Consider the following 18,109-nt stretch of genomic DNA (forward strand, 5'->3'; position numbering starts at 1 on the left):
CTTCAACCCGCCGGCTTCTTCTGCGCGGCCTGCACCTGCTTCAGCATCTCCTTCACCGCGGTCATCGCTACGGCGAGCTTCTCCGGATCGCGCGAGCGCACCACCAGATTGGTGTTCGGCTTTTGGTTCTCGTCCTGGAACGGATAGCTGCCGATGATGGTGTCGGGATTGGCTTCCGCGATCGCCCGCAGCGGGCCGCCGATGTCGCCTTCCCTTGCGTCGGCGCGGACCGAATCCGACAGCATCCGCACGCCGGATTTCAGGGTCGGCGCTACGATGTCCATCATCGCCTGCATGATGGTGGGGATGCCGGCCATCACGATGACGTTGCCGAGCTTGAAGCCCGGCGCCAGGATGGTCGCGCTCTGGATCAGCTCGGCGCCGTCGGGCACCCGGGCCATCCGCAGCCGCGCCTCGTTGAGGTCCTGCTCGCTCCAGCGCTCCCTGAACCGCGCCACCACGTCGGGATGATGGTGGATATCGACCCCGAACGCCTTCGCCACGCTGTCGGCGGTGATGTCGTCATGGGTCGGCCCGATACCGCCGGTGGTGAACACGTAATTGTATCTATGCCGCAACGCATCAAGGGCGGACACGATGTCGGCCTCGTCGTCGGCGACGACACGGACCTCCTTCAGGTCGATGCCGATATTGGTCAGGTATTCGGCGATGAAGCCGATGTTCTTGTCCTTGGTCCGGCCGGACAGGATCTCGTCGCCGATCACCAATATCCCCGCCGTGACGATCTCGCTCATGGTCTCATTTCCTTAAAACTTGATCCCCTGACATTGCCGTTCCAATGCCTTGATGTCACGGGGTTTTGCCGCCGAATTAAGCAGACCTCAGCCGGTTTTTCGGGCAGGCCTTCCGCCTCCCCCTGGCAAATGCCGCAAGCCAATGCATATCGCGCTGGCCCGCCCCTTGCTACCATCCCATCAAGTCATGCACTGTGTCACATGGCTTGGGAGGGCAGTCGGGATATATGGCAGTCGCGTTCGATGAGATGAACGGCCTCGGCGGGGATCTCCGCCCGGCCTACCAGGAGCTCTCCCGCTGGCTCAAAGAGACGCCGCCGGATGCGCTCGAATATCGACGCCAGGAAGCGGAGCTGCTGTTCCGCCGGATCGGCATCACCTTCGCGGTCTACGGGGATTCCGAGGCCCAGGAGCGGCTGATCCCCTTCGACGTCATCCCGCGCATCATGTCTGCGACCGAGTGGACGCGGCTGGAGAAGGGCCTGAAACAGCGCGTGCTCGCGCTCAACATGTTCCTCAAGGACATCTATCACGGCCGCGACATCCTGCGCGCCAACATCATCCCCGAAGACCTGATCTTCCAGAACCCGGTGTTCCGGCCGGAGATGAACGGCCAGGACGTGCCGCACGACATCTACGTCCACATCGCCGGCATCGACATCATCCGCACCGATCCGGACAACTTCATCGTGCTGGAGGACAATGCGCGCACGCCGTCCGGCGTCTCCTACATGCTGGAAAACCGCGAGATCATGATGCGGCTGTTTCCGGATCTGTTCGCGCGGCACCGCGTCGCGCCGGTCGAGCGCTATCCCGACGAGCTGTTGTCGGCGCTGCGATCGGTCGCGCCGCACAGCGCCTCCGCCGAGCCGACGGTCGCGCTGATGACACCTGGCGTCTACAACTCGGCCTATTACGAGCACTCGTTCCTGGCCGACAAGCTCGGCATCGAGCTGGTCGAGGGGCGCGACCTCATCGTCAAGAACGACGAGGTGTTCATGCGCACCACCGAGGGGCTGAAGCGGGTCGACGTCATCTACCGCCGCGTCGATGACGACTTCCTCGATCCCCTGACCTTCCGTCCGGATTCCGCGCTCGGCGTCCCCGGCCTGATGTCGGCCTACGCGGCCGGCAACATCACGCTCGCCAATGCCGTCGGTACCGGCATCGCCGATGACAAGGCGATCTATTCCTACATGCCCGACATCGTGAAGTTCTACCTCAGCGAGGAGCCGATCCTGAAGAACGTGCAGACCTGGCGCTGCCGCGAGGCGCAGGATCTGTCCTACGTGCTCGACAACCTCGCCGACCTCGTCGTCAAGGAGGTGCACGGCTCGGGCGGCTACGGCATGCTGATCGGTCCGGCCGCCACCAAGGCGACCATCGAGGCATTCCGCGACAAGCTCAAGCGCGAGCCGGAGGGCTTCATCGCCCAGCCGACGCTGGCGCTGTCGACCTGCCCGACCTGCACCGACAAGGGCCTCGCGCCGCGCCATGTCGACCTCCGCCCGTTCGTGCTGACCGGCTCGAGCCACACCACCATCGTGCCCGGCGGACTGACCCGCGTCGCGCTGAAGGAAGGCTCGCTCGTGGTCAATTCGAGCCAGGGCGGCGGCACCAAGGACACCTGGATACTGAGTGAGTAGTTGAAGCATGCTGTCGCGCACCGCCGAAAACCTGTTCTGGCTGGCCCGTTATGTCGAACGCGCCGAGTATCTCGCGCGCACGATCGACGCCACGCTACGCGTCACCGCGCTGCCCGCGGCCTATGTCGGCAAGACCAATGAGTGGGATTCCGCGCTGCTCACCGCCGGCGTAGGCGCTGCCTTCTACGACCATTACGAAGAAGCCAACGAGCGAAACGTCGTCGAGTATCTGTCCTTCGCGTCGGAAAATCCCTCCTCGATCAAGAACTGCATCGAAGCTGCGCGGCTCAATTCGCGTTCGGTGCGCACCGCGCTGACGTCGGAGATGTGGGACACCATCAACTCGGCGTGGATCGAGCTGCAGGCGGTCTGGAACAAGGGTCCCGCCAACCGCGAGGAGCTGGCCAAATTCCTGCGCTTCGTGCAGGAGACCTCGCTGCGCTTCGACGGCTCGGCCTACCGCACCATGCTGCGCAACGACGCCTACTGGTTCTCGCGGCTCGGCGTGCATCTCGAGCGCGCCGACAACACCGCCCGCATTCTCGACGTGAAGTATCACATGCTGCTGCCCGAGGAAGAGCACGTCGGCGGCCCGCTCGATTATTACCAGTGGACCTCGATCCTGCGTTCGGTGTCGGCGACGACCGCCTATCACTGGGTGTACCGGGAAACCCTGAAGCCCTGGCTGATCGCCGACCTCCTGATCCTCAACGACACGCTGCCGCGCTCGCTCGCCAGCTGCTACAGCAACCTGGTGCGCAATCTGGACCAGATCGGCGTCGCCTATGGCCGCCAGGGCGCCGCCCAGCGCCACGCCCGCGGCATCAGGAACCGGCTCGAGCACAGCCATATGGACGATATCTTTCAGCACGGCGTGCACGAATTCATCCAGGAGTTCATCGCGGACAATTCGCGGCTGGGTGAGATCGTCACCAAGCAGTATCTGATCTGACCGATACGGCCGGAAAGGTGCTCAAATTGTCGTCATGGCGGGCCTCACACCGGCCATCGATGTCTTGCTTTCGCGGCTGATTAGGAAGAAAGACGTGGATGCCCGGCACGAGGCCGGGCATGACGCTCCTGCCAAAAAAAAACCGACTGAACCCCGGTTGAGCCATGCGCCTGCGGATAGCCCACACCACCACCTATCGCTACGAGCCGGCGGCCTCGGGCGTGATCCAGATTCTGCGGATGACGCCGGGCAGCCATGACGGCCAGTATGTTGCCGACTGGCAGATCGACGTCTCGACCGATTCCCGGCTCGACATCCATGAGGACGCGTTCGGCAACGTCACCCATGTGCTGACGCATGGTTCGATCACCGACCTCACGATCCATTGCGAGGGCCTGGTCGAGACCCAGGACACCGGTGGCGTGCTGAAAGGCTCCGACGAGCGGTTTCCGCCGAGCCTCTTCTTGCGCCCCACGGCGCTGACCGACCTCAACCCGGCGATGACGAGTTTCGTGCGCGCGCTGCGCGCGGAAGCCGGCGCCGATGTGCTCGGCTTCCTGCACGCGCTGATGGTGCAGATCTACGAGCACATGACCTTCGACGAGGACCCGACCAACAGCGCCACCTCGGCCTCCGAGGCGTTCGCGCTGAAGCGCGGGGTCTGCCAGGACTATGCACACATCCTGATCGCTTGCGCGCGCGCCGGCGGCGTTCCGGCGCGGTTCGTCTCCGGCCACTTCCTGCGCTCCGACGGCATGGTCAACCAGCAGGCCGGCCACGCTTGGGCCGAGGCCTTCGTGCCAGATTTGGGCTGGGTCGGCTTCGACGCCGCCAACGGGATCTGCACCACCGACGCCCATGCCCGCGTTGCGATCGGCCTCGACTACCTCGGCGCCGCCCCGGTCCGCGGCACCCGCTATGGCGGCGGCAATGAGACGCTGACGGTCGCGGTCAAGGTCGACCAGGCCGGCCGCCCCGGGCAGTGGCAGAGCCAGACGCAGTCCTAGCGGACACGACACCGCGCCCTCACGAGCCACCCGGTCGGCGCTATGCGCCGCCGATGACAGTCGAATGGTGGGGTCAGGGAATGCGCTCAAGGTCGGATTTGAGGACAACCAGGAAACGGGCCGCTTCGCCGCCCGTCACCACCCGATGGTCGAAGGTGAGCGATAGCGGCAGCGTGCGTCTGACTGCAACCTGCCCCTGATGCGCGACCGCGCGCTCCGAAATCCGCCCGGCGCCGACGATTGCCGTCTGCGGCGGCACGATGATGAGATTGGCAAACCGGCCTCCGATCATTCCGAAGTTCGATAGCGTGATCGTCGCACCGCGCAGCTCTTCCGGGGGTATCGCGCGCGCGATTGCGTCGGCCCGCAGGCGGTCGAGCCCAGCCCGCAGGTCCGATACGCTCCGCTCCGCGACGTTGCGCAGCACGGGAACGATCAGGCCGCCGCCGGTGTCGACAGCAATGCCGAGATCGATCCGCTCGATCAGACGCCGCTCTTCCGAGCCGGAATGATACCAGGCATTGAGCGCGGGCTCTGATTTGCATGCGGCGGCAATCGCACGCACCAAACGGATTGTCACGTCCTCGCCCTGTCGCCAGTCGTTGATGTCGGCTTCATCGGTGACAGTCGCAGGGACGATTTCCGCATGCGCCGCCGTGATGCGCTGCGCCATCGCGCGGCGCAGGCCGCGCAGCGGCTCAGCTGGGCCGCCGTGAGACATCTGCTTCGCCGCCCTCTCGACATCGGCCCGCGTAATGGTACCGCCGGGCCCCGTCGCCTCGACGAGATCGAGGGCGACGCCGAGCCTGCGCGCGAGCACGCGCACCGCCGGAAACACCTGAGCTCCGTGCGCGTTGGGCGCCGCCGAAGGAGTTGCCGCCGCCGGCTTTTGCTCGTCGATGCCGAGCTCGCCCACAATCGTCCCGGTGTCCTGCCTGGCGCCTTCGGCAAACTCCACGAGCGGCGCGCCCACCTTCACGATATCGCCTTTGGCACCGAACAGGCGCGCGATACGTCCGCTCGACGGCGCCGGTATCTCAACCACCGCCTTGTCGGTCTCGACCGAAACGAGCGGCTGGTCGGTCACGACATGGTCGCCCTCGTTGACATACCAGGTGACGATCTCCGCTTCTTCAAGACCTTCACCAAGGTCCGGCAACGTGAACTGGCGCATGGGACGAGGTCCGTCGGTGTTCAGTTGTACTGGTACGCCTTTCGAGCTGCGGCCACGATGCGTCCGACCGACGGCATGTAGTGTTGCTCAAGGCGTGCCATCGGGACGACCGTGTCGTAGCCGGTGACGCGGGTCACGGGCGCGAGCAGCGAGGATAGCCCGCGCTCGGCGATCAGGGCTGCGATCTCCGCGCCAAATCCGCCGGTGTGCGCCGCCTCATGCACGATGACACAGCGTCCGGTCTTTGCGACCGAACCGAGCACGGTATCTTCATCATAGGGCTTGAGCGTGGCGAGGTCGACGACCTCGGCAGCGATGCCTTCATCGGCGAGCGCATCAGCCGCGGCCATCGTTTCCCTCAGCATCGCGCCCCAGCTGATCAGCGTGACGTCGCGACCTTCCCTCAGGATAAAGGCAGCATCCAGCGGCAACGCTTCGCCGTTGTCCTCCACCTCGCCTTTCGCCGCGCGGTACAGCCGCGTCGGCTCAAGAAACACCACCGGATCGGGATCGCGGATCGCGGCAAGGAGAAGTCCATAAGCGCGCTCCGGCGACGAGGGCATGACGACACGCAAGCCTGGAATGTGGGCGAGCATCGCCTCGGTACTTTCGGAATGATGCTCGGGCGCGCGAATGCCGGCACCATGCGGCGTGCGCAGAACCATCGGACAGGTGAGCCGTCCCTGGGTACGGTTGCGCATGCGCGATGCATGGTTCACCAGCTGATCGAGACAGGGATAAATGAATCCCATGAACTGGATTTCGCCGACGGGCTTCAGTCCCTGCGCGGCCATGCCGACGCAGAGCCCGCTGATCAGGAGTTCGGCAAGCGGCGTATCAAGGACGCGCTCCGGACCGAAGCGCTCCTGCAAGCCAACGGTGGCGCGGAAGACGCCGCCATTAACGCCGACATCTTCGCCGAGCACAACCACATCAGGATCATCCGCCATCGCGCGGCCGAGCGCCAGATTGATGGCTTCGACCAACGTGACTTCAGGCATCGTCCTCTCCTGCGAGTTCGCGACGTTGCGCCGCATAGGCCTCAGGAAGATCGGCATAGAGGTTGTCGAACATGGTTTCAGGCCGGCGCGGCGGCGTCGTCAGATAGCGCTGCACCGCCGCCTCGATGCGCTGATGGCACTCGGCGGCAAGCTGCTCCTCGTCCGCCTTGGTCCACATCTTCTGACCCACAAGATGAGACCTGAGGCGCGCGATCGGCTCCTCCTTCCAATGCGCCTGGACTTCTTCGGCCGAACGGTAGCGCAATGCATCATCTGACGTCGTGTGATCGCCGAGCCGGTAGGTGACCGCTTCGATGAAGTGAGGCCCCTTGCCGTCGCGGGCAGCGGCAATGGCCCCCTCGGCCGCGGCGCGCATCGCCACCACGTCACACCCGTCCACTTGCTCGCCGCTGAACCCGGCAGCTATCGCCTTCTGGGCCAGCGTTTCGGAAGCGGTCTGCAGCCGCAACGGCACCGATATGGCCCATTGATTGTTGGTGGCGACGAACACGACCGGCAATTTGTGCACGCCGGCAAAATTCATCGCCTCGTAGACATCGCCTTTCGAGGTCGCGCCGTCGCCAAACAGGCATACGGCGACACGCGGCTCCCTGCGCAGCTTGAAGGCATAGGCCACACCGGCGGCATGCGGCGCCTGTGATCCGACCGGAACGCAGAACGGGAAATCGTGGACAGAACCGGAGAATTGATTGCCCCGTTCATCGCCGCCCCAAAACAGCAGGATCTCCTCCAGCTTGACGCCGCGCCAGAGCAACGCGCCATTGTCGCGATAGGAAGGCAGCAAAACGTCATCTTCCCGCATCGCACTCGCGATACCGACCGACACCGCCTCCTGGCCGAGCGAAATGGCATAGGTTCCCAGCCGACCAGTGCGCTGCAATGCAACAGCCTTTCGGTCAAAGAGGCGCAACAACACCATCGACCGGTAAAGTTCGATAAGCATCTTGGCATCGGCGGCGAAGGCGGGAAGCGGCCGGCTCGTCGAACCATCCGGCGCGAGGTAGCTGCGGCGGCGTACCTCAAAGCGCGCAATGACGGGGAGCTCTTCGCTTGCTCTCTTGCTGGCCACGCTCTCGCTCCTGGAGCGGTTCTGCGTCCCACGTTCTGCTATTTGGTGTTCGAGCCGCGACGATGCAATACTGGGGCAGTTTTGCATTTGGCGCCTGCGTCGGCGGCCGGATCGCTGGGATCGATCGACGAGATCCGTGGAAACAGCACCGCGATAGCGGTATAAGAGAACATGGCAAATGGTCAGGTTGTCCTCGTAACAACTGAGCCGTTGGACGGCGGTCCGCCTGTTCGCTCGGTCTTCTTCGTGGCTGAAGGAGATGCGGCAAAGGCCACGGCAATTGTTGCGAAAATGATGGCCCCGAATGAAAGGGTCGACGCGTGGGGGCTGCTTCCCGAAGCGGCCGTCAAAGCGCTCGGATTGAAACCGGGTGATTACACCCACACCTGACTTGCGCCGGATGGAAGTGCGGCGCGCGAAGGCTTTCTGCGGCCCTTACCCCTTGCGACGAGCGTGCGACCTCGACGCAGCGCCTCCCTCAGGCCAACTTTGGGTGATCGCCGAGCCTTGCCACCGCGTTTGCGATCACAACGCGGGGAGCCCTCTTTCTCCAGCAAACGACATGGCGTAATCTCTACCGAACTGCCCTTTGAGACGGGACGGGCCGACGTCGCCGTCTGATGGAACAGGCAGTGGTCAGGCCGTCGGCAGGCATCGCAGTCTGAAAGCAGCGCCTGCCTTATGGGGCGCTCCCTCAACTTCAACATGAAGCACGTTGGCCTGCCGCGCGCGGCAGACAAGGGCAGTGCGTAACCCTTGGAGGACGACATGGCGACATTCATAGTGAGGATCGACTGGACCGACCAGGGAATTCGTAATGTCAAGGAAGCGCCCAAGCGCAGCCGAGCGGCGAAAGAACTCGCCAAGACGCTCGGTGTCGAAATCAAGGAGGTCTATCTCACCTCCGGTGAGCATGACATCCTTCTCCTCGCCGAAGCGCCTCTCGGTGACAACATCACAAAGCTCGCGCTTGCCCTCAGTTCTCAGGGAAACATACGGACCTGCACGTCACGGGCCTGGCCCGAGTCCGAGTGGACCAAGCTGATATCCGAGCTTCCGTAGCGGCTTCGGATGTCCGGTGGATTTCTGCGCGGCCTGACCGCTACCGTCGCTATTCTGACACCCGGCGATCGGCGCGAGCACTCCGCGTGAGCGCAGGGTGACGACACACGTCGCCGCCCGCGGGGGGCAGCACGCACTATTTATCCAGCCAGACGTCCTCGAAACGCAGATTGTTGTACTGGCTGTTGTCGTGCGGACGAAAGTTCTTCACGTAGGGCTGCCAGCAATTGCCGGCCGATGAGTGCAGGATGACCGGCCGTGCAGCGTCGTCGACCAGCAGGCGCTCGATGTCGAACACGATTGTTCGGCGCTTGTCCTTGTCGACCTCGCGCGACTGCGCGGCGAGCAGCCTGTCGACCTCGGCATTGCAATACTGGGTGTAGTTGCGCTCCGAGTTGCAGGAATAGTTCTCGACCAGATTGCCGTCGGGATCGTCGACGCTGACGCCGGTGACATTGAGGCCGATCGTGTAATCCTTGCGTTGCAGCCGCGAGTACCAGCGCGGCGTATCCAGGATATCGAGCTCGGCGACGATATAGATCTTCTTGAGCTGGTCGGCGAGGATCACCGCCGGGTCGCGATAGGTCGGCAAATTGCGGGTCTGGATCTTGATCGACAGCGGCCTGGCGTCGCTGTAGCCGAGCTTCTGCATGATCGCCTGCGCGTCCGCGAGATTCTTCCCGGTATCGGAGCCGTAGCCCATCAGCGTCGACAGGATCTCCGGCGGCATGCCCCACTCGCCTTCCGGCTTGGCCTGCATCGCGCCGCCGAGCCGCCCGGTGCCTTCGAACAGGATGCTGTTGAAGGCCTGGCGATCCAGCGCCAGCGACATCGCCTTGCGGATCTCCGGATTGTCGAACGGCGGATTGACGCGGTTGACCAGCAGATTGATCTGCAGATTGGTCGAGGTCATCTCGCAGATCGCATTCGGCGCCCGCGCCTTGACGTCCTTCATCAGGGGAATGCTGACGTCGGACGGAAAGGTGATGTCATAGTCGCCGGTCGCGAATGCTAGCATGCGCGTGGCGCGGCTGTCGATCGAGCGCACCGTGATCTCGTCGAGATACGGCCGATCCTTCTTGAAGTAGTCGGGGTTGCGGACCAGACGGATCGAATCCCCGCGCCTGAACTCCACGAACTTGAACGGCCCGGTGCCGATTGGCTTGGTGCGCATTACCTGCTGCGGCACGTGGCAGGGATAGACCACCGAGAAGGCGCTCGCGAGCAGCGCCAGCAGGCCGGGTTGCGGTTCGGTCAGCTCGAAGGTCGCTTCATCGTCGCCATTGACGCTGACGTCCCTGAGCTTCGAATACCAGACCTTGCGCGGATTGCGCTTGAAGTCCTGGGTTTTGGAGTCTTGGGTCTCGCTCTTGCCGATCAGCATCCGCCAGGTGCATTGCACGTCCTTGGCCGTGAACGGCTGGCCGTCATGCCATTTCACGCCGTGATGCAGCTTGAAGGTGAGCTTCGTGTTGGTGGAATCCCACGACCAGCTCTCGGCGAGGTCGGGGATCACGGTGTCGATGCTTTCGTGCACCTTGGCCGGATCGAACACCACGAGGTTGTTGAAGACCGCCGCGAACGGCATCACCGAGGCGATGGTGGATTCCTCGAGCAGCGAGGTCGAGGGCGGATTGTCGTTGTGATAGAGCCGCAGCGTGCCGCCCTTCTTCTGGGCCGATGCAGGGCTCGCAGCCATCGCCGCGATACCCAATGCCATGATGCACGTGGCCAGTTTGAAAGACATTCTCGCCTCCCGGAATTCTTGTTGTTCTTGTCGATTGCAGGCAGTCGACCACAACGCCAGGTGCCTCGCAATGACAGGGGCGCAGATCATTGCCGGTTGCGCGCAACGCAGACCGAGGTCGGGGCAAGCACGGGATTCGCAGGCGGCCAGCGGTGGAACAGGGCCTCACACGGACCGCCGCCGGCCCCCTCTTGACCGGCCATCGCATGTCCCGTCACGGGGAATTAGGGTTGGATGCGACCTCGAAATTGGCTACACGTTTGGCGCCGAGAAACTCGGACCGTTTGAGGGCTGGAAATGACCTATTGCTGCGGAATTCTGGTGCGCGACGGCCTCGTCATGATCGCTGATACCCGCACCAATGCCGGCCTCGACAACGTCTCGACCTTCCGCAAGCTGCACATCTTCGAAAAGCCCGGCGACCGCATCATGGCGATCGCCAGCGCCGGCAATCTCGCGATCAGCCAGTCCGTGCTGTCGACCCTGACCGAGGGCATGGAAGATCCGCACACCGGCGAGCTCGAGACGCTGATGAACGCGCCGACCATGTTCCAGGCGGCGCAGCGGATCGGCCGCGCCATCCGGTCGGTGCACGCCACCGAGGGCGATGCGCTGCGTTCCGAAGATATCTCCTTCGACGTCTCGTTCCTGTTCGGCGGCCAGATCAAGGGCTCGCGGATGCGCCTGTTCATGGTCTACACAGCCGGCAACTTCATCGAATGCACCACCGACACGCCCTATTTGCAGATCGGCGAGCACAAATACGGCAAGCCGGTGCTCGACCGCGCCATGCATTACGACGTCGAACTCTATGAGGCACTCAAAACGGGGCTGATCTCGATGGATTCGACGATGCGCTCCAACCTCGGCGTCGGCCTGCCGATCGACGTCCTGGTGGTGCGCACCGACGCCTGCGTGGCCGACCTCAATCACCGGATCGAGGCCGGCGAGCCCTATTTCCACGATTTGCGCTCGCGCTGGTCGGCGGCGCTGCGCGCGGCGCACCAGAACATTCCACGCCCACCCTACAAGAACGAAACCGAAGCAAAAACCAAGTAAGAGGAAACTCGGATGACCGAAGCAACCAGCAAGATCGCACTCGTCACCGGCGCCGGCACCGGTGTCGGACGCGCGGCATCGCTCGCTTTGATGGACAAGGGCTACACCGTGGTGCTCGTCGGGCGCCGCCTGGAGATGCTGGAAGAGACCAGCAAGCTCGGTCCCGCCGGCAAGAGCCTGTGCGTCACCGCCGACATGGCCAATCCGGCCGCGATCGCCGCGCTGTTCGACAAGGTGAAGGCGACCTACGGCCGGCTCGACGTTCTCTTCAACAATGCCGGCATGGGCGCGCCGCCGGTAAATTTCGAGGATCTGCCACTCGAGCAGTGGCAGGCCGTGGTCAACACCAACCTCACCGCGCCGTTCCTGTGCACCCAGCACGCCTTCCGCATCATGAAGGACCAGACGCCGCGCGGCGGCCGCATCATCAACAACGGCTCGATCTCGGCGCATGCGCCGCGGCCGTTCTCGGCCGCCTACACCTCGACCAAGCACGCCATCACCGGCCTCACCAAGGCCTCCAACCTCGACGGCCGCATGTATGACATCGCGGTCGGCCAGGTCGATATCGGCAATGCCGCGACCCCGATGACCGACCGCATGGTCAACGGCCCCGGCGTGCTGCAGCCCGACGGCACCACCAAGCACGAACCGCGCATGGATGCGAAAGCGGTCGGCGACGCCGTCGCTTACATGGCCGGCCTGCCACTCGACGCCAACGTGCTGTTCATGACGGTCATGGCGACCAAGATGCCGTTCGTGGGCCGGGGCTAACTCTCGTGCCCCGGGCGCAGCGCGGCATGCAATGACGCGCTGCTGAACCGGGGCCCGCCGGCTCGATCCGTCGTACCATGGGATGGGTCCCGGCTCTGCGGCGCACCGCTTCGCGCTGCACCGCGTCCGGGACACGAGACCGCGCGGCGGACTTGCCCCGACCATCCGGTCACAGGGGCCAGGGGCGCGCTGCCAAAATATCGAAAACAACCCCATGCAAAGTAGCCGGCAGCTATCGGCGTTCGACACGGCAACTTGACACGTCGGGCAAATCAGCGATATTTTTCCATTATTCCGAAATCGTGCAGACGCTTGGCGCGCCGCTTCTCCGCAGGATGACGGGGTGATTGCTCATCTTGCTCGGTGTCATCACCCGCGCATGCGGGTGATCCAGTATTCCAGAGACCGCAGTGCTTGAGCCGAGAGGCTGCGGCGTACTGGATCGCCCGGTCGAGGCCGGGCGATGACAGCGGTGGGCGAGGATATGGCCTCACATCCTCTCAGGATGAGGCTGTGTCTGAGGAGCAGAACTCTTCTACTCCAGCTTCTCGACATCCCGCAGCGTCGGGAACAGCTTCATCCAGAGCAGTGCGACTGCGACCGTGGCAACGCCGCCGAGCACGGCCGACGGCACGGTGCCGAGCAACGCCGCGGTGACGCCGCTCTCGAACTGACCGAGCTGGTTCGAGGCGTTGATAAACAGGAAGTTCACCGCGCCGACGCGGCCGCGCATCTCGTCGGGGGTGGCGAGCTGCACCAGCGAAAACCGGATCACGACGCTGATCGTGTCGGCGGCGCCGAGCACCGCGAGCGCCAGTGCCGACAGCCACATCCAGTGCGACAGCGCGAACACCACCGTAGCTAAGCCGAACACGATCACCGACTGGAACATGCGCATGCCGACGCGGCGGTTGATGGTGTGCCGCGCCAGCACCATGGTCATCAAGAGCGCACCGACCGCGGGCGCGGCGCGCAGGATGCCGAGGCCGAGCGGGCCGGTTTGCAGGATGTCGCGCGCATAGATCGGCAGCAGCGCGGTGACGCCGCCGAACAGCACCGCGAACAGATCGAGCGAGATGGTGCCGAGGATCGCCGGATTGCTGCGAACGAAGGTGACGCCGGCATACAGGTCATCCGAGACCTCGCCGTTCTTCGCCGCCGCCTGCTGCAGCCGGCCGATGCCGCCGGTCAGCAGCGCACCGAACAGCCAGAACACCATCATGATGCCGTAGGGCGCGCTCGGCATCAGCGCGTAGGCGAAGCCGCCGAGCGCGGGTCCGGTGATGGTCGCGACCTGGGCGGCGCCGCTCGAGATCGCGGTCGCCCGTTGCAGCGCGCCTTGCGGCGCGATCAGCGGCAACAGCGCAGCGGTCGCCGGGCTCTCGAACGCGCCGGCGATTCCGAGCACGAAGGTCGCAGCGAAGATCTGGATCTCGGAGATGGTGCCGGCGAATGTGCTTCCGGCGAGAAACAATGCGGTCAGCGCTTCCGCCACCTGGCAGGCCTGCACCACGCGCTTGCGCTCGAAGCGGTCGGCGGCGTGGCCGGCGACAAACACCAACAATGCCGTCGGCAGGAACTGGACCAGGCCGACCATGCCGAGGTCGAACGCGCTGCCGGTCAGATCATAGATCTGCCAGCCGATCGCCACCGCGCCGATCTGGCTAGAGAAGCGCGACAGGCTGCGCGACGACAAGAAGAACAGGAACGGTTTGTGGCCGAGCAGATCGCGGGCGCCGGCCGGCATGGCGGAGGACATGCGTGATGGCGTGGCTGAGGGCCTACAACTTGTCAATGGATTCGGGATGAACGCGCAACAGCATTGCGCTGCGCGAGGCCCCTGCCATAATCCGCTGATGTTCTTGGGGGCGTGATGTTACAACTGCAATCGGCGTTCGGCGTGGTGGCGTTGCTGGTGATCGCTTGGGCCTTGAGCGAGAATCGCTTGAAGGTGTCGCTGCGGCAGGCCGCGATCGGGCTTGTCGTCACGATCGTCACCGCGCTGGTGCTGATCAAGGTGCCGCTGGTGACGCAGGCCTTCGGCGCCATCAACGATGCCGTCGGCACCATCGCGGCGGCAACGCGCGCCGGCACCGCCTTCGTGTTCGGTTATGTCGGCGGCGGCCCGGCACCATTCGATCCCAAGGCGCCGGGTTCGGATTTCATCCTCGCCTTCCAGGCGCTGCCGATCGTGCTGGTCATGAGCGTGCTGACGACGCTGTTGTTCTATTGGCGCGTGCTGCCGCCGGTGGTGCGCGGCATGGCCTGGATCCTGGAGCGCACGCTTGGCGTCGGCGGCGCGGTCGGGCTTTCCACCGCCGCCAATATCTTCCTCGGCATGGTGGAGGCCCCGCTCTTCATCCGCCCCTATCTGGCGCAGCTCACCCGCAGCGAATTGTTTCTGGTGATGACCGGCGGCATGGCCGGGATCGCCGGCACCGTGCTGGTGCTCTACGCGACGCTGCTCGCACCGCTGATTCCCGATGCGGCCGCGCATTTCGTCATCGCCTCGGTGCTCGGCGCGCCGGCCGCGATCCTGATCAGCCTGATCATGATTCCCGAGACGTCGGACAAGCGCACCGGCGGATCGCTCGACGATCCCGATGTTCAGGTGTCATCGACGATGGATGCGATCGTGAAGGGCACCGCCGCCGGGCTCGAGCTGCTGATGAACATCATCGCGATGCTGCTGGTGCTGGTCGCGCTGGTCTATCTGGCGAACAAGATCATCGGCCTGCTGCCGGAGATCGGCGGCGCGAAGATCTCGCTGCAACGGCTGCTCGGCTACGTGATGGCGCCGGTGTGCTGGCTGATGGGTCTGCCGTGGCCGCAGGCGATCACGGCGGGAAGCCTGATGGGCACCAAGACCGTGCTGAACGAGCTGATCGCCTATGTCGACCTGTCGAAGCTCGGCCCCGACGCGCTCGATCCGCGCTCGCGGCTGATCATGCTCTACGCGATGTGCGGTTTTGCAAATTTCGCGAGCCTCGGCATCATGATCGGCGGCCTCGGCATCATGGCGCCCGGGCGGCGCGACGAGATCAACGCGCTCGGGCTGAAGTCGGTCGTCTCGGGCACGCTGACGACGTGCCTGATGGGGGCGATCGTGGGGATGATGACGCAGCCGTAGCCCGGATGGAGCGAGTCCACCTCGTCATGCCCGGGCTTGACCCGGGCCTCCATCGATCAACGACGACTCTTGCGAAGCTGGATGGATGGCCGGGTCAAGCCCGGCCATGACGCAGTGACACCTACGCCTTCAGCTCCACCGTCTTGAACTCGGCCGGCAGGATCACCTCCAGCAGCTCGACGTCGTCGGAGTAGTCCAGGATCATGTGCCGGATACGCGGCGGCTGTGTCCAGGCGCTGCCCTCTTTCATCAGCGTCTCTCCCTCGCCTTCCATATAGGTCTTCACCCAGCCCTTGAGCACATAGACCATCTGGAAGTCGACGTCGTGGAAGTGCAGCTTCGACACCTCGTCCGGATTGCACGGTCCCTGCAGCCGGATGACGTGCGCTTGCGCGAGGCCGTTCGAGGCGGCGGCAATGCCGAGATCGCGGTACTTGGCATAGGCGCGCAGTCCGTCGGCCTTGAAATCCTCTTCGCGGTGATGGCTGATGGCGACGCGCTGCTTCAGCCTGGCCCGAGTCGCTGCCTTGGGCGCGCTCTTCTTGGCCGCGGTGACGCGGCCCTTCGACTTGATGGTCTTGCGCGCGGACGATTTCGCTGACGATTTCACCGACGATTTCTTGGCGCCGGCGCCAAGCCCCGACCATTTCTTCTTCACCGCGGTCTTGGCTGCGGATCTCGATGCCGTCTTCTTGGCCATTGTTCGCCTCCCGTCTTTTTGTGACGGGCGAAGGCTAACACAAGTCGCGCCGCGCGAGGTGGGCAAAGGCGCACGCCGCGCCTTGCCCCTTGCCTCGCCCGCTTCAACGGATCAATGCAGCCGGAACACGCCGTCGACGGCGCGCAGTTCGGCCGGCTTGACCAGTTTGGAATGCGCCACCGTCACCGAGAACAGCGGGCCTTCGAGCTTCTCCTGCCAGAAGGCGAGGAAATCCTGCAGCGCCGGAAATTTCGGAAACAGGTCGTAGTTCTGCCAGACATAGGTTTGCAGCAACGAGGGATGGTCCGGCATCCGATAGAGGATCTGCGCCGTCGTCAGTCCATACCCCAGCAACTGCTTCCGGAAATCGTCGGAAACAACCCCACCAACTCGCGAGACCATGCCAACCTCCTGTGACGGAGCGCATTCACATGGCGGCCGACCCCCGCCGGACCACCGGCAATGGATGCGCTCACATGATAGAAATGTGACCACGCGACTAACTCATCTCAAGCCTAAATGTTTAATAGGTTGTTGAAATTTCTTGCGTTAGCAGCAGCTTACCGCATCTGCTAATAGCCCCGGCGCCCCTGCGGGGCGGCATTAAGGATGCCGAAATGATCCCGAAATGATCCTGGCAGCCGTCATTCGCGAGTGCCAATTTTTCTGCTAGAGCCACTTGCCCGCCGCCAAGGCTTGGCCTATCTCCTGCCCAACCAGTCTGGCACTCGCCGGGCTGGACTGCTAAAACTCCAAAAATCTACAGCATCCGCAAACGTTTAGGAGGACTGCATGAAATTCCGTCCGCTTCACGACCGCGTCGTGGTCAAGCGTATCGACGCCGAAGAGAAGACTGCTGGCGGCATCATCATTCCGGACAGCGCCAAGGAAAAGCCCTCGCAGGGCGAAGTCATCGCCGTCGGCCCGGGCGGCCGCGACGAAGCTGGCAAGCTGATCCCCATCGACATCAAGGTCGGCGACCGCGTCCTGTTCGGCAAGTGGTCCGGCACCGAGGTCAAGATCGACGGTGAAGACCTGCTGATCATGAAGGAAAGCGACATCATGGGCGTGCTCGACGTCCCCGCTTCCAAGAAGAAGGCGGCCTAAGCGCCTCTTCCCTCCCAGGTAAACCTCTCAAGGAAAAATTCAGATGGCAGCTAAAGAAGTCAAATTCTCCGTCGATGCGCGCGACAAGATGCTGCGCGGCGTCGACATCCTCGCCAACGCGGTGAAGGTCACCCTCGGCCCGAAGGGCCGCAACGTCGTGCTCGAGAAGTCGTTCGGCGCTCCCCGCATCACCAAGGACGGCGTCACCGTCGCCAAGGAGATCGAGCTCGAGGACAAGTTCGAGAACATGGGCGCCCAGATGGTGCGCGAAGTCGCCTCCAAGTCCGCTGACGCGGCCGGCGACGGCACCACCACGGCGACCGTGCTCGCCCAGGCGATCGTGCGTGAAGGCGCCAAGTCGGTTGCCGCCGGCATGAACCCGATGGACCTGAAGCGCGGTATCGACCTCGCGGTCGAAGCCGTCGTCGCGGACCTCCAGAAGAACTCGAAGAAGGTCACCTCGAACGAGGAGATCGCCCAGGTCGGCACCATTTCGGCCAACGGCGATGCCGAGATCGGCAAGTTCCTCGCCGACGCCATGAAGAAGGTCGGCAACGAGGGCGTGATCACGGTCGAGGAAGCCAAGTCGCTCGAGACCGAGCTCGACGTCGTCGAGGGCATGCAGTTCGACCGCGGCTACATCTCGCCCTACTTCGTCACCAACGCCGACAAGATGCGCGTTGAGATGGACGACGCCTACATCCTCATCAACGAGAAGAAGCTCTCCTCGCTGAACGAGCTGCTGCCGCTGCTCGAGGCCGTGGTGCAGACCGGCAAGCCGCTGGTGATCGTCGCTGAAGACGTCGAAGGCGAAGCCCTCGCCACCCTCGTCGTCAACCGCCTGCGTGGCGGCCTGAAGGTCGCGGCCGTCAAGGCTCCGGGCTTCGGCGATCGCCGCAAGGCCA

At 64.0% G+C, this 18,109-nt stretch carries 18 protein-coding genes; 10 read left to right on the forward strand and 8 right to left on the reverse strand.

The window, feature by feature from the left end; translation table 11 throughout:
* Positions 1-2: 2 nt before the first annotated feature.
* Positions 3-755: a molybdopterin-binding protein gene (locus Q0030_RS26060; protein ID WP_298373393.1), complete on the reverse strand. Its 753-nt coding sequence runs from the start codon at positions 753-755 to the stop codon at positions 3-5.
* Positions 756-982: 227 nt separating this feature from the next.
* Between Q0030_RS26060 and Q0030_RS26065 the strand changes: the two genes are divergently transcribed.
* From Q0030_RS26065 to Q0030_RS26075, 3 genes are all read left to right on the forward strand, one after another.
* Entirely contained in the window at positions 983-2,401 is a 1,419-nt protein-coding gene (locus Q0030_RS26065; protein ID WP_298373395.1) for a circularly permuted type 2 ATP-grasp protein, read from the forward strand.
* Positions 2,402-2,408: 7 nt separating this feature from the next.
* Positions 2,409-3,353 carry an alpha-E domain-containing protein gene (locus Q0030_RS26070; protein WP_298373398.1) on the forward strand — a complete coding sequence of 315 codons (945 nt, stop codon included), beginning with the start codon at positions 2,409-2,411 and terminating at the stop codon, positions 3,351-3,353.
* Positions 3,354-3,517: 164 nt separating this feature from the next.
* Positions 3,518-4,360: a transglutaminase family protein gene (locus Q0030_RS26075; RefSeq protein WP_298373401.1), complete on the forward strand. Its 843-nt coding sequence runs from the start codon at positions 3,518-3,520 to the stop codon at positions 4,358-4,360.
* 73 nt (positions 4,361-4,433) lie between these two features.
* Here Q0030_RS26075 and Q0030_RS26080 read toward each other — a convergent pair whose 3' ends face one another.
* From Q0030_RS26080 to pdhA, 3 genes are read right to left on the reverse strand one after another with little or no spacing between them, the layout of a single operon-like run.
* The gene (locus Q0030_RS26080) at positions 4,434-5,534 is read right to left on the reverse strand and encodes a dihydrolipoamide acetyltransferase family protein (RefSeq protein ID WP_298373404.1); all 1,101 of its coding nucleotides are present in this window, start codon (positions 5,532-5,534) and stop codon (positions 4,434-4,436) included.
* Positions 5,535-5,554: 20 nt separating this feature from the next.
* Positions 5,555-6,535 (reverse strand): alpha-ketoacid dehydrogenase subunit beta, encoded by a 981-nt coding sequence (locus tag Q0030_RS26085; RefSeq protein ID WP_298373406.1) that lies wholly within the window; start codon positions 6,533-6,535, stop codon positions 5,555-5,557.
* A complete protein-coding gene (gene pdhA / locus Q0030_RS26090) occupies positions 6,528-7,625 on the reverse strand; it encodes a pyruvate dehydrogenase (acetyl-transferring) E1 component subunit alpha (RefSeq protein WP_298373410.1) in 1,098 nt (365 codons plus the stop codon). Before pdhA ends, Q0030_RS26085 begins: the two co-directional genes overlap by 8 nt.
* Before the next feature lie 171 nt (positions 7,626-7,796).
* Between pdhA and Q0030_RS26095 the strand changes: the two genes are divergently transcribed.
* Together Q0030_RS26095 and Q0030_RS26100 are read left to right on the forward strand one after the other, a co-directional pair.
* Entirely contained in the window at positions 7,797-8,015 is a 219-nt protein-coding gene (locus Q0030_RS26095; protein WP_298373412.1) for a hypothetical protein, read from the forward strand.
* A 378-nt stretch (positions 8,016-8,393) separates the two neighbouring features.
* On the forward strand, positions 8,394-8,687 hold the full coding sequence (locus tag Q0030_RS26100) for a GYD domain-containing protein (protein WP_298373414.1): 294 nt from the start codon (positions 8,394-8,396) through the stop codon (positions 8,685-8,687).
* A 136-nt stretch (positions 8,688-8,823) separates the two neighbouring features.
* Here the strand turns inward: Q0030_RS26100 and Q0030_RS26105 are convergent, their stop codons facing one another.
* Entirely contained in the window at positions 8,824-10,434 is a 1,611-nt protein-coding gene (locus Q0030_RS26105) for an ABC transporter substrate-binding protein (protein ID WP_298373416.1), read from the reverse strand.
* A 297-nt stretch (positions 10,435-10,731) separates the two neighbouring features.
* On the opposite strand from Q0030_RS26105, the gene Q0030_RS26110 reads away from it, so the two are divergent.
* A complete protein-coding gene (locus Q0030_RS26110; protein ID WP_298373419.1) occupies positions 10,732-11,493 on the forward strand; it encodes a proteasome-type protease in 762 nt (253 codons plus the stop codon).
* Between the two features lie 12 nt (positions 11,494-11,505).
* Positions 11,506-12,267, forward strand: a complete 762-nt coding sequence (locus Q0030_RS26115; RefSeq protein WP_223976325.1) for an SDR family oxidoreductase — start codon at positions 11,506-11,508, stop codon at positions 12,265-12,267.
* Positions 12,268-12,802: 535 nt separating this feature from the next.
* On the opposite strand, the gene Q0030_RS26120 is transcribed toward Q0030_RS26115, so the two are convergent.
* Complete coding sequence (locus Q0030_RS26120) at positions 12,803-14,026, reverse strand: MFS transporter (protein ID WP_298373426.1); 1,224 nt, start codon at positions 14,024-14,026, stop codon at positions 12,803-12,805.
* Between the two features lie 114 nt (positions 14,027-14,140).
* Here Q0030_RS26120 and Q0030_RS26125 point away from each other — a divergent pair, with 114 nt between their 5' ends.
* A complete protein-coding gene (locus Q0030_RS26125; RefSeq protein WP_298373429.1) occupies positions 14,141-15,397 on the forward strand; it encodes a nucleoside transporter C-terminal domain-containing protein in 1,257 nt (418 codons plus the stop codon).
* Between the two features lie 121 nt (positions 15,398-15,518).
* Here the strand turns inward: Q0030_RS26125 and Q0030_RS26130 are convergent, their stop codons facing one another.
* On the reverse strand, positions 15,519-16,097 hold the full coding sequence (locus Q0030_RS26130; protein WP_298373432.1) for a cupin domain-containing protein: 579 nt from the start codon (positions 16,095-16,097) through the stop codon (positions 15,519-15,521).
* A gap of 111 nt (positions 16,098-16,208) precedes the next feature.
* Positions 16,209-16,499 (reverse strand): usg protein, encoded by a 291-nt coding sequence (locus tag Q0030_RS26135; RefSeq protein ID WP_106329501.1) that lies wholly within the window; start codon positions 16,497-16,499, stop codon positions 16,209-16,211.
* Between the two features lie 390 nt (positions 16,500-16,889).
* Here Q0030_RS26135 and groES point away from each other — a divergent pair, with 390 nt between their 5' ends.
* Positions 16,890-17,204 carry a co-chaperone GroES gene (gene groES / locus Q0030_RS26140; protein ID WP_097674118.1) on the forward strand — a complete coding sequence of 105 codons (315 nt, stop codon included), beginning with the start codon at positions 16,890-16,892 and terminating at the stop codon, positions 17,202-17,204.
* 43 nt (positions 17,205-17,247) lie between these two features.
* Positions 17,248-18,109 (forward strand): chaperonin GroEL (gene groEL, locus Q0030_RS26145; protein ID WP_298373440.1); only part of this gene is annotated, 862 nt, incomplete at its 3' end.

It is taken from the genome of uncultured Bradyrhizobium sp., from assembly GCF_947648125.1.
In the GTDB taxonomy this organism is placed as follows: Bacteria; Pseudomonadota; Alphaproteobacteria; order Rhizobiales; family Xanthobacteraceae; genus Bradyrhizobium.

What these genes read in the sequence shown, in the direction of transcription:
- Q0030_RS26060 (WP_298373393.1), bottom strand. Translation starts at nt 755, where the DNA reads ATGAGCGAGATCGTCACGGCGGGGATATTGGTGATCGGCGACGAGATC.
- Q0030_RS26065 (WP_298373395.1), top strand. Translation starts at nt 983, where the DNA reads ATGGCAGTCGCGTTCGATGAGATGAACGGCCTCGGCGGGGATCTCCGC.
- Q0030_RS26070 (WP_298373398.1), top strand. Translation starts at nt 2,409, where the DNA reads ATGCTGTCGCGCACCGCCGAAAACCTGTTCTGGCTGGCCCGTTATGTC.
- Q0030_RS26075 (WP_298373401.1), top strand. Translation starts at nt 3,518, where the DNA reads ATGCGCCTGCGGATAGCCCACACCACCACCTATCGCTACGAGCCGGCG.
- Q0030_RS26080 (WP_298373404.1), bottom strand. Translation starts at nt 5,534, where the DNA reads ATGCGCCAGTTCACGTTGCCGGACCTTGGTGAAGGTCTTGAAGAAGCG.
- Q0030_RS26085 (WP_298373406.1), bottom strand. Translation starts at nt 6,535, where the DNA reads ATGCCTGAAGTCACGTTGGTCGAAGCCATCAATCTGGCGCTCGGCCGC.
- Q0030_RS26095 (WP_298373412.1), top strand. Translation starts at nt 7,797, where the DNA reads ATGGCAAATGGTCAGGTTGTCCTCGTAACAACTGAGCCGTTGGACGGC.
- Q0030_RS26100 (WP_298373414.1), top strand. Translation starts at nt 8,394, where the DNA reads ATGGCGACATTCATAGTGAGGATCGACTGGACCGACCAGGGAATTCGT.
- Q0030_RS26105 (WP_298373416.1), bottom strand. Translation starts at nt 10,434, where the DNA reads ATGTCTTTCAAACTGGCCACGTGCATCATGGCATTGGGTATCGCGGCG.
- Q0030_RS26110 (WP_298373419.1), top strand. Translation starts at nt 10,732, where the DNA reads ATGACCTATTGCTGCGGAATTCTGGTGCGCGACGGCCTCGTCATGATC.
- Q0030_RS26115 (WP_223976325.1), top strand. Translation starts at nt 11,506, where the DNA reads ATGACCGAAGCAACCAGCAAGATCGCACTCGTCACCGGCGCCGGCACC.
- Q0030_RS26120 (WP_298373426.1), bottom strand. Translation starts at nt 14,026, where the DNA reads ATGTCCTCCGCCATGCCGGCCGGCGCCCGCGATCTGCTCGGCCACAAA.
- Q0030_RS26125 (WP_298373429.1), top strand. Translation starts at nt 14,141, where the DNA reads ATGTTACAACTGCAATCGGCGTTCGGCGTGGTGGCGTTGCTGGTGATC.
- Q0030_RS26130 (WP_298373432.1), bottom strand. Translation starts at nt 16,097, where the DNA reads ATGGCCAAGAAGACGGCATCGAGATCCGCAGCCAAGACCGCGGTGAAG.
- Q0030_RS26135 (WP_106329501.1), bottom strand. Translation starts at nt 16,499, where the DNA reads ATGGTCTCGCGAGTTGGTGGGGTTGTTTCCGACGATTTCCGGAAGCAG.
- groES (WP_097674118.1), top strand. Translation starts at nt 16,890, where the DNA reads ATGAAATTCCGTCCGCTTCACGACCGCGTCGTGGTCAAGCGTATCGAC.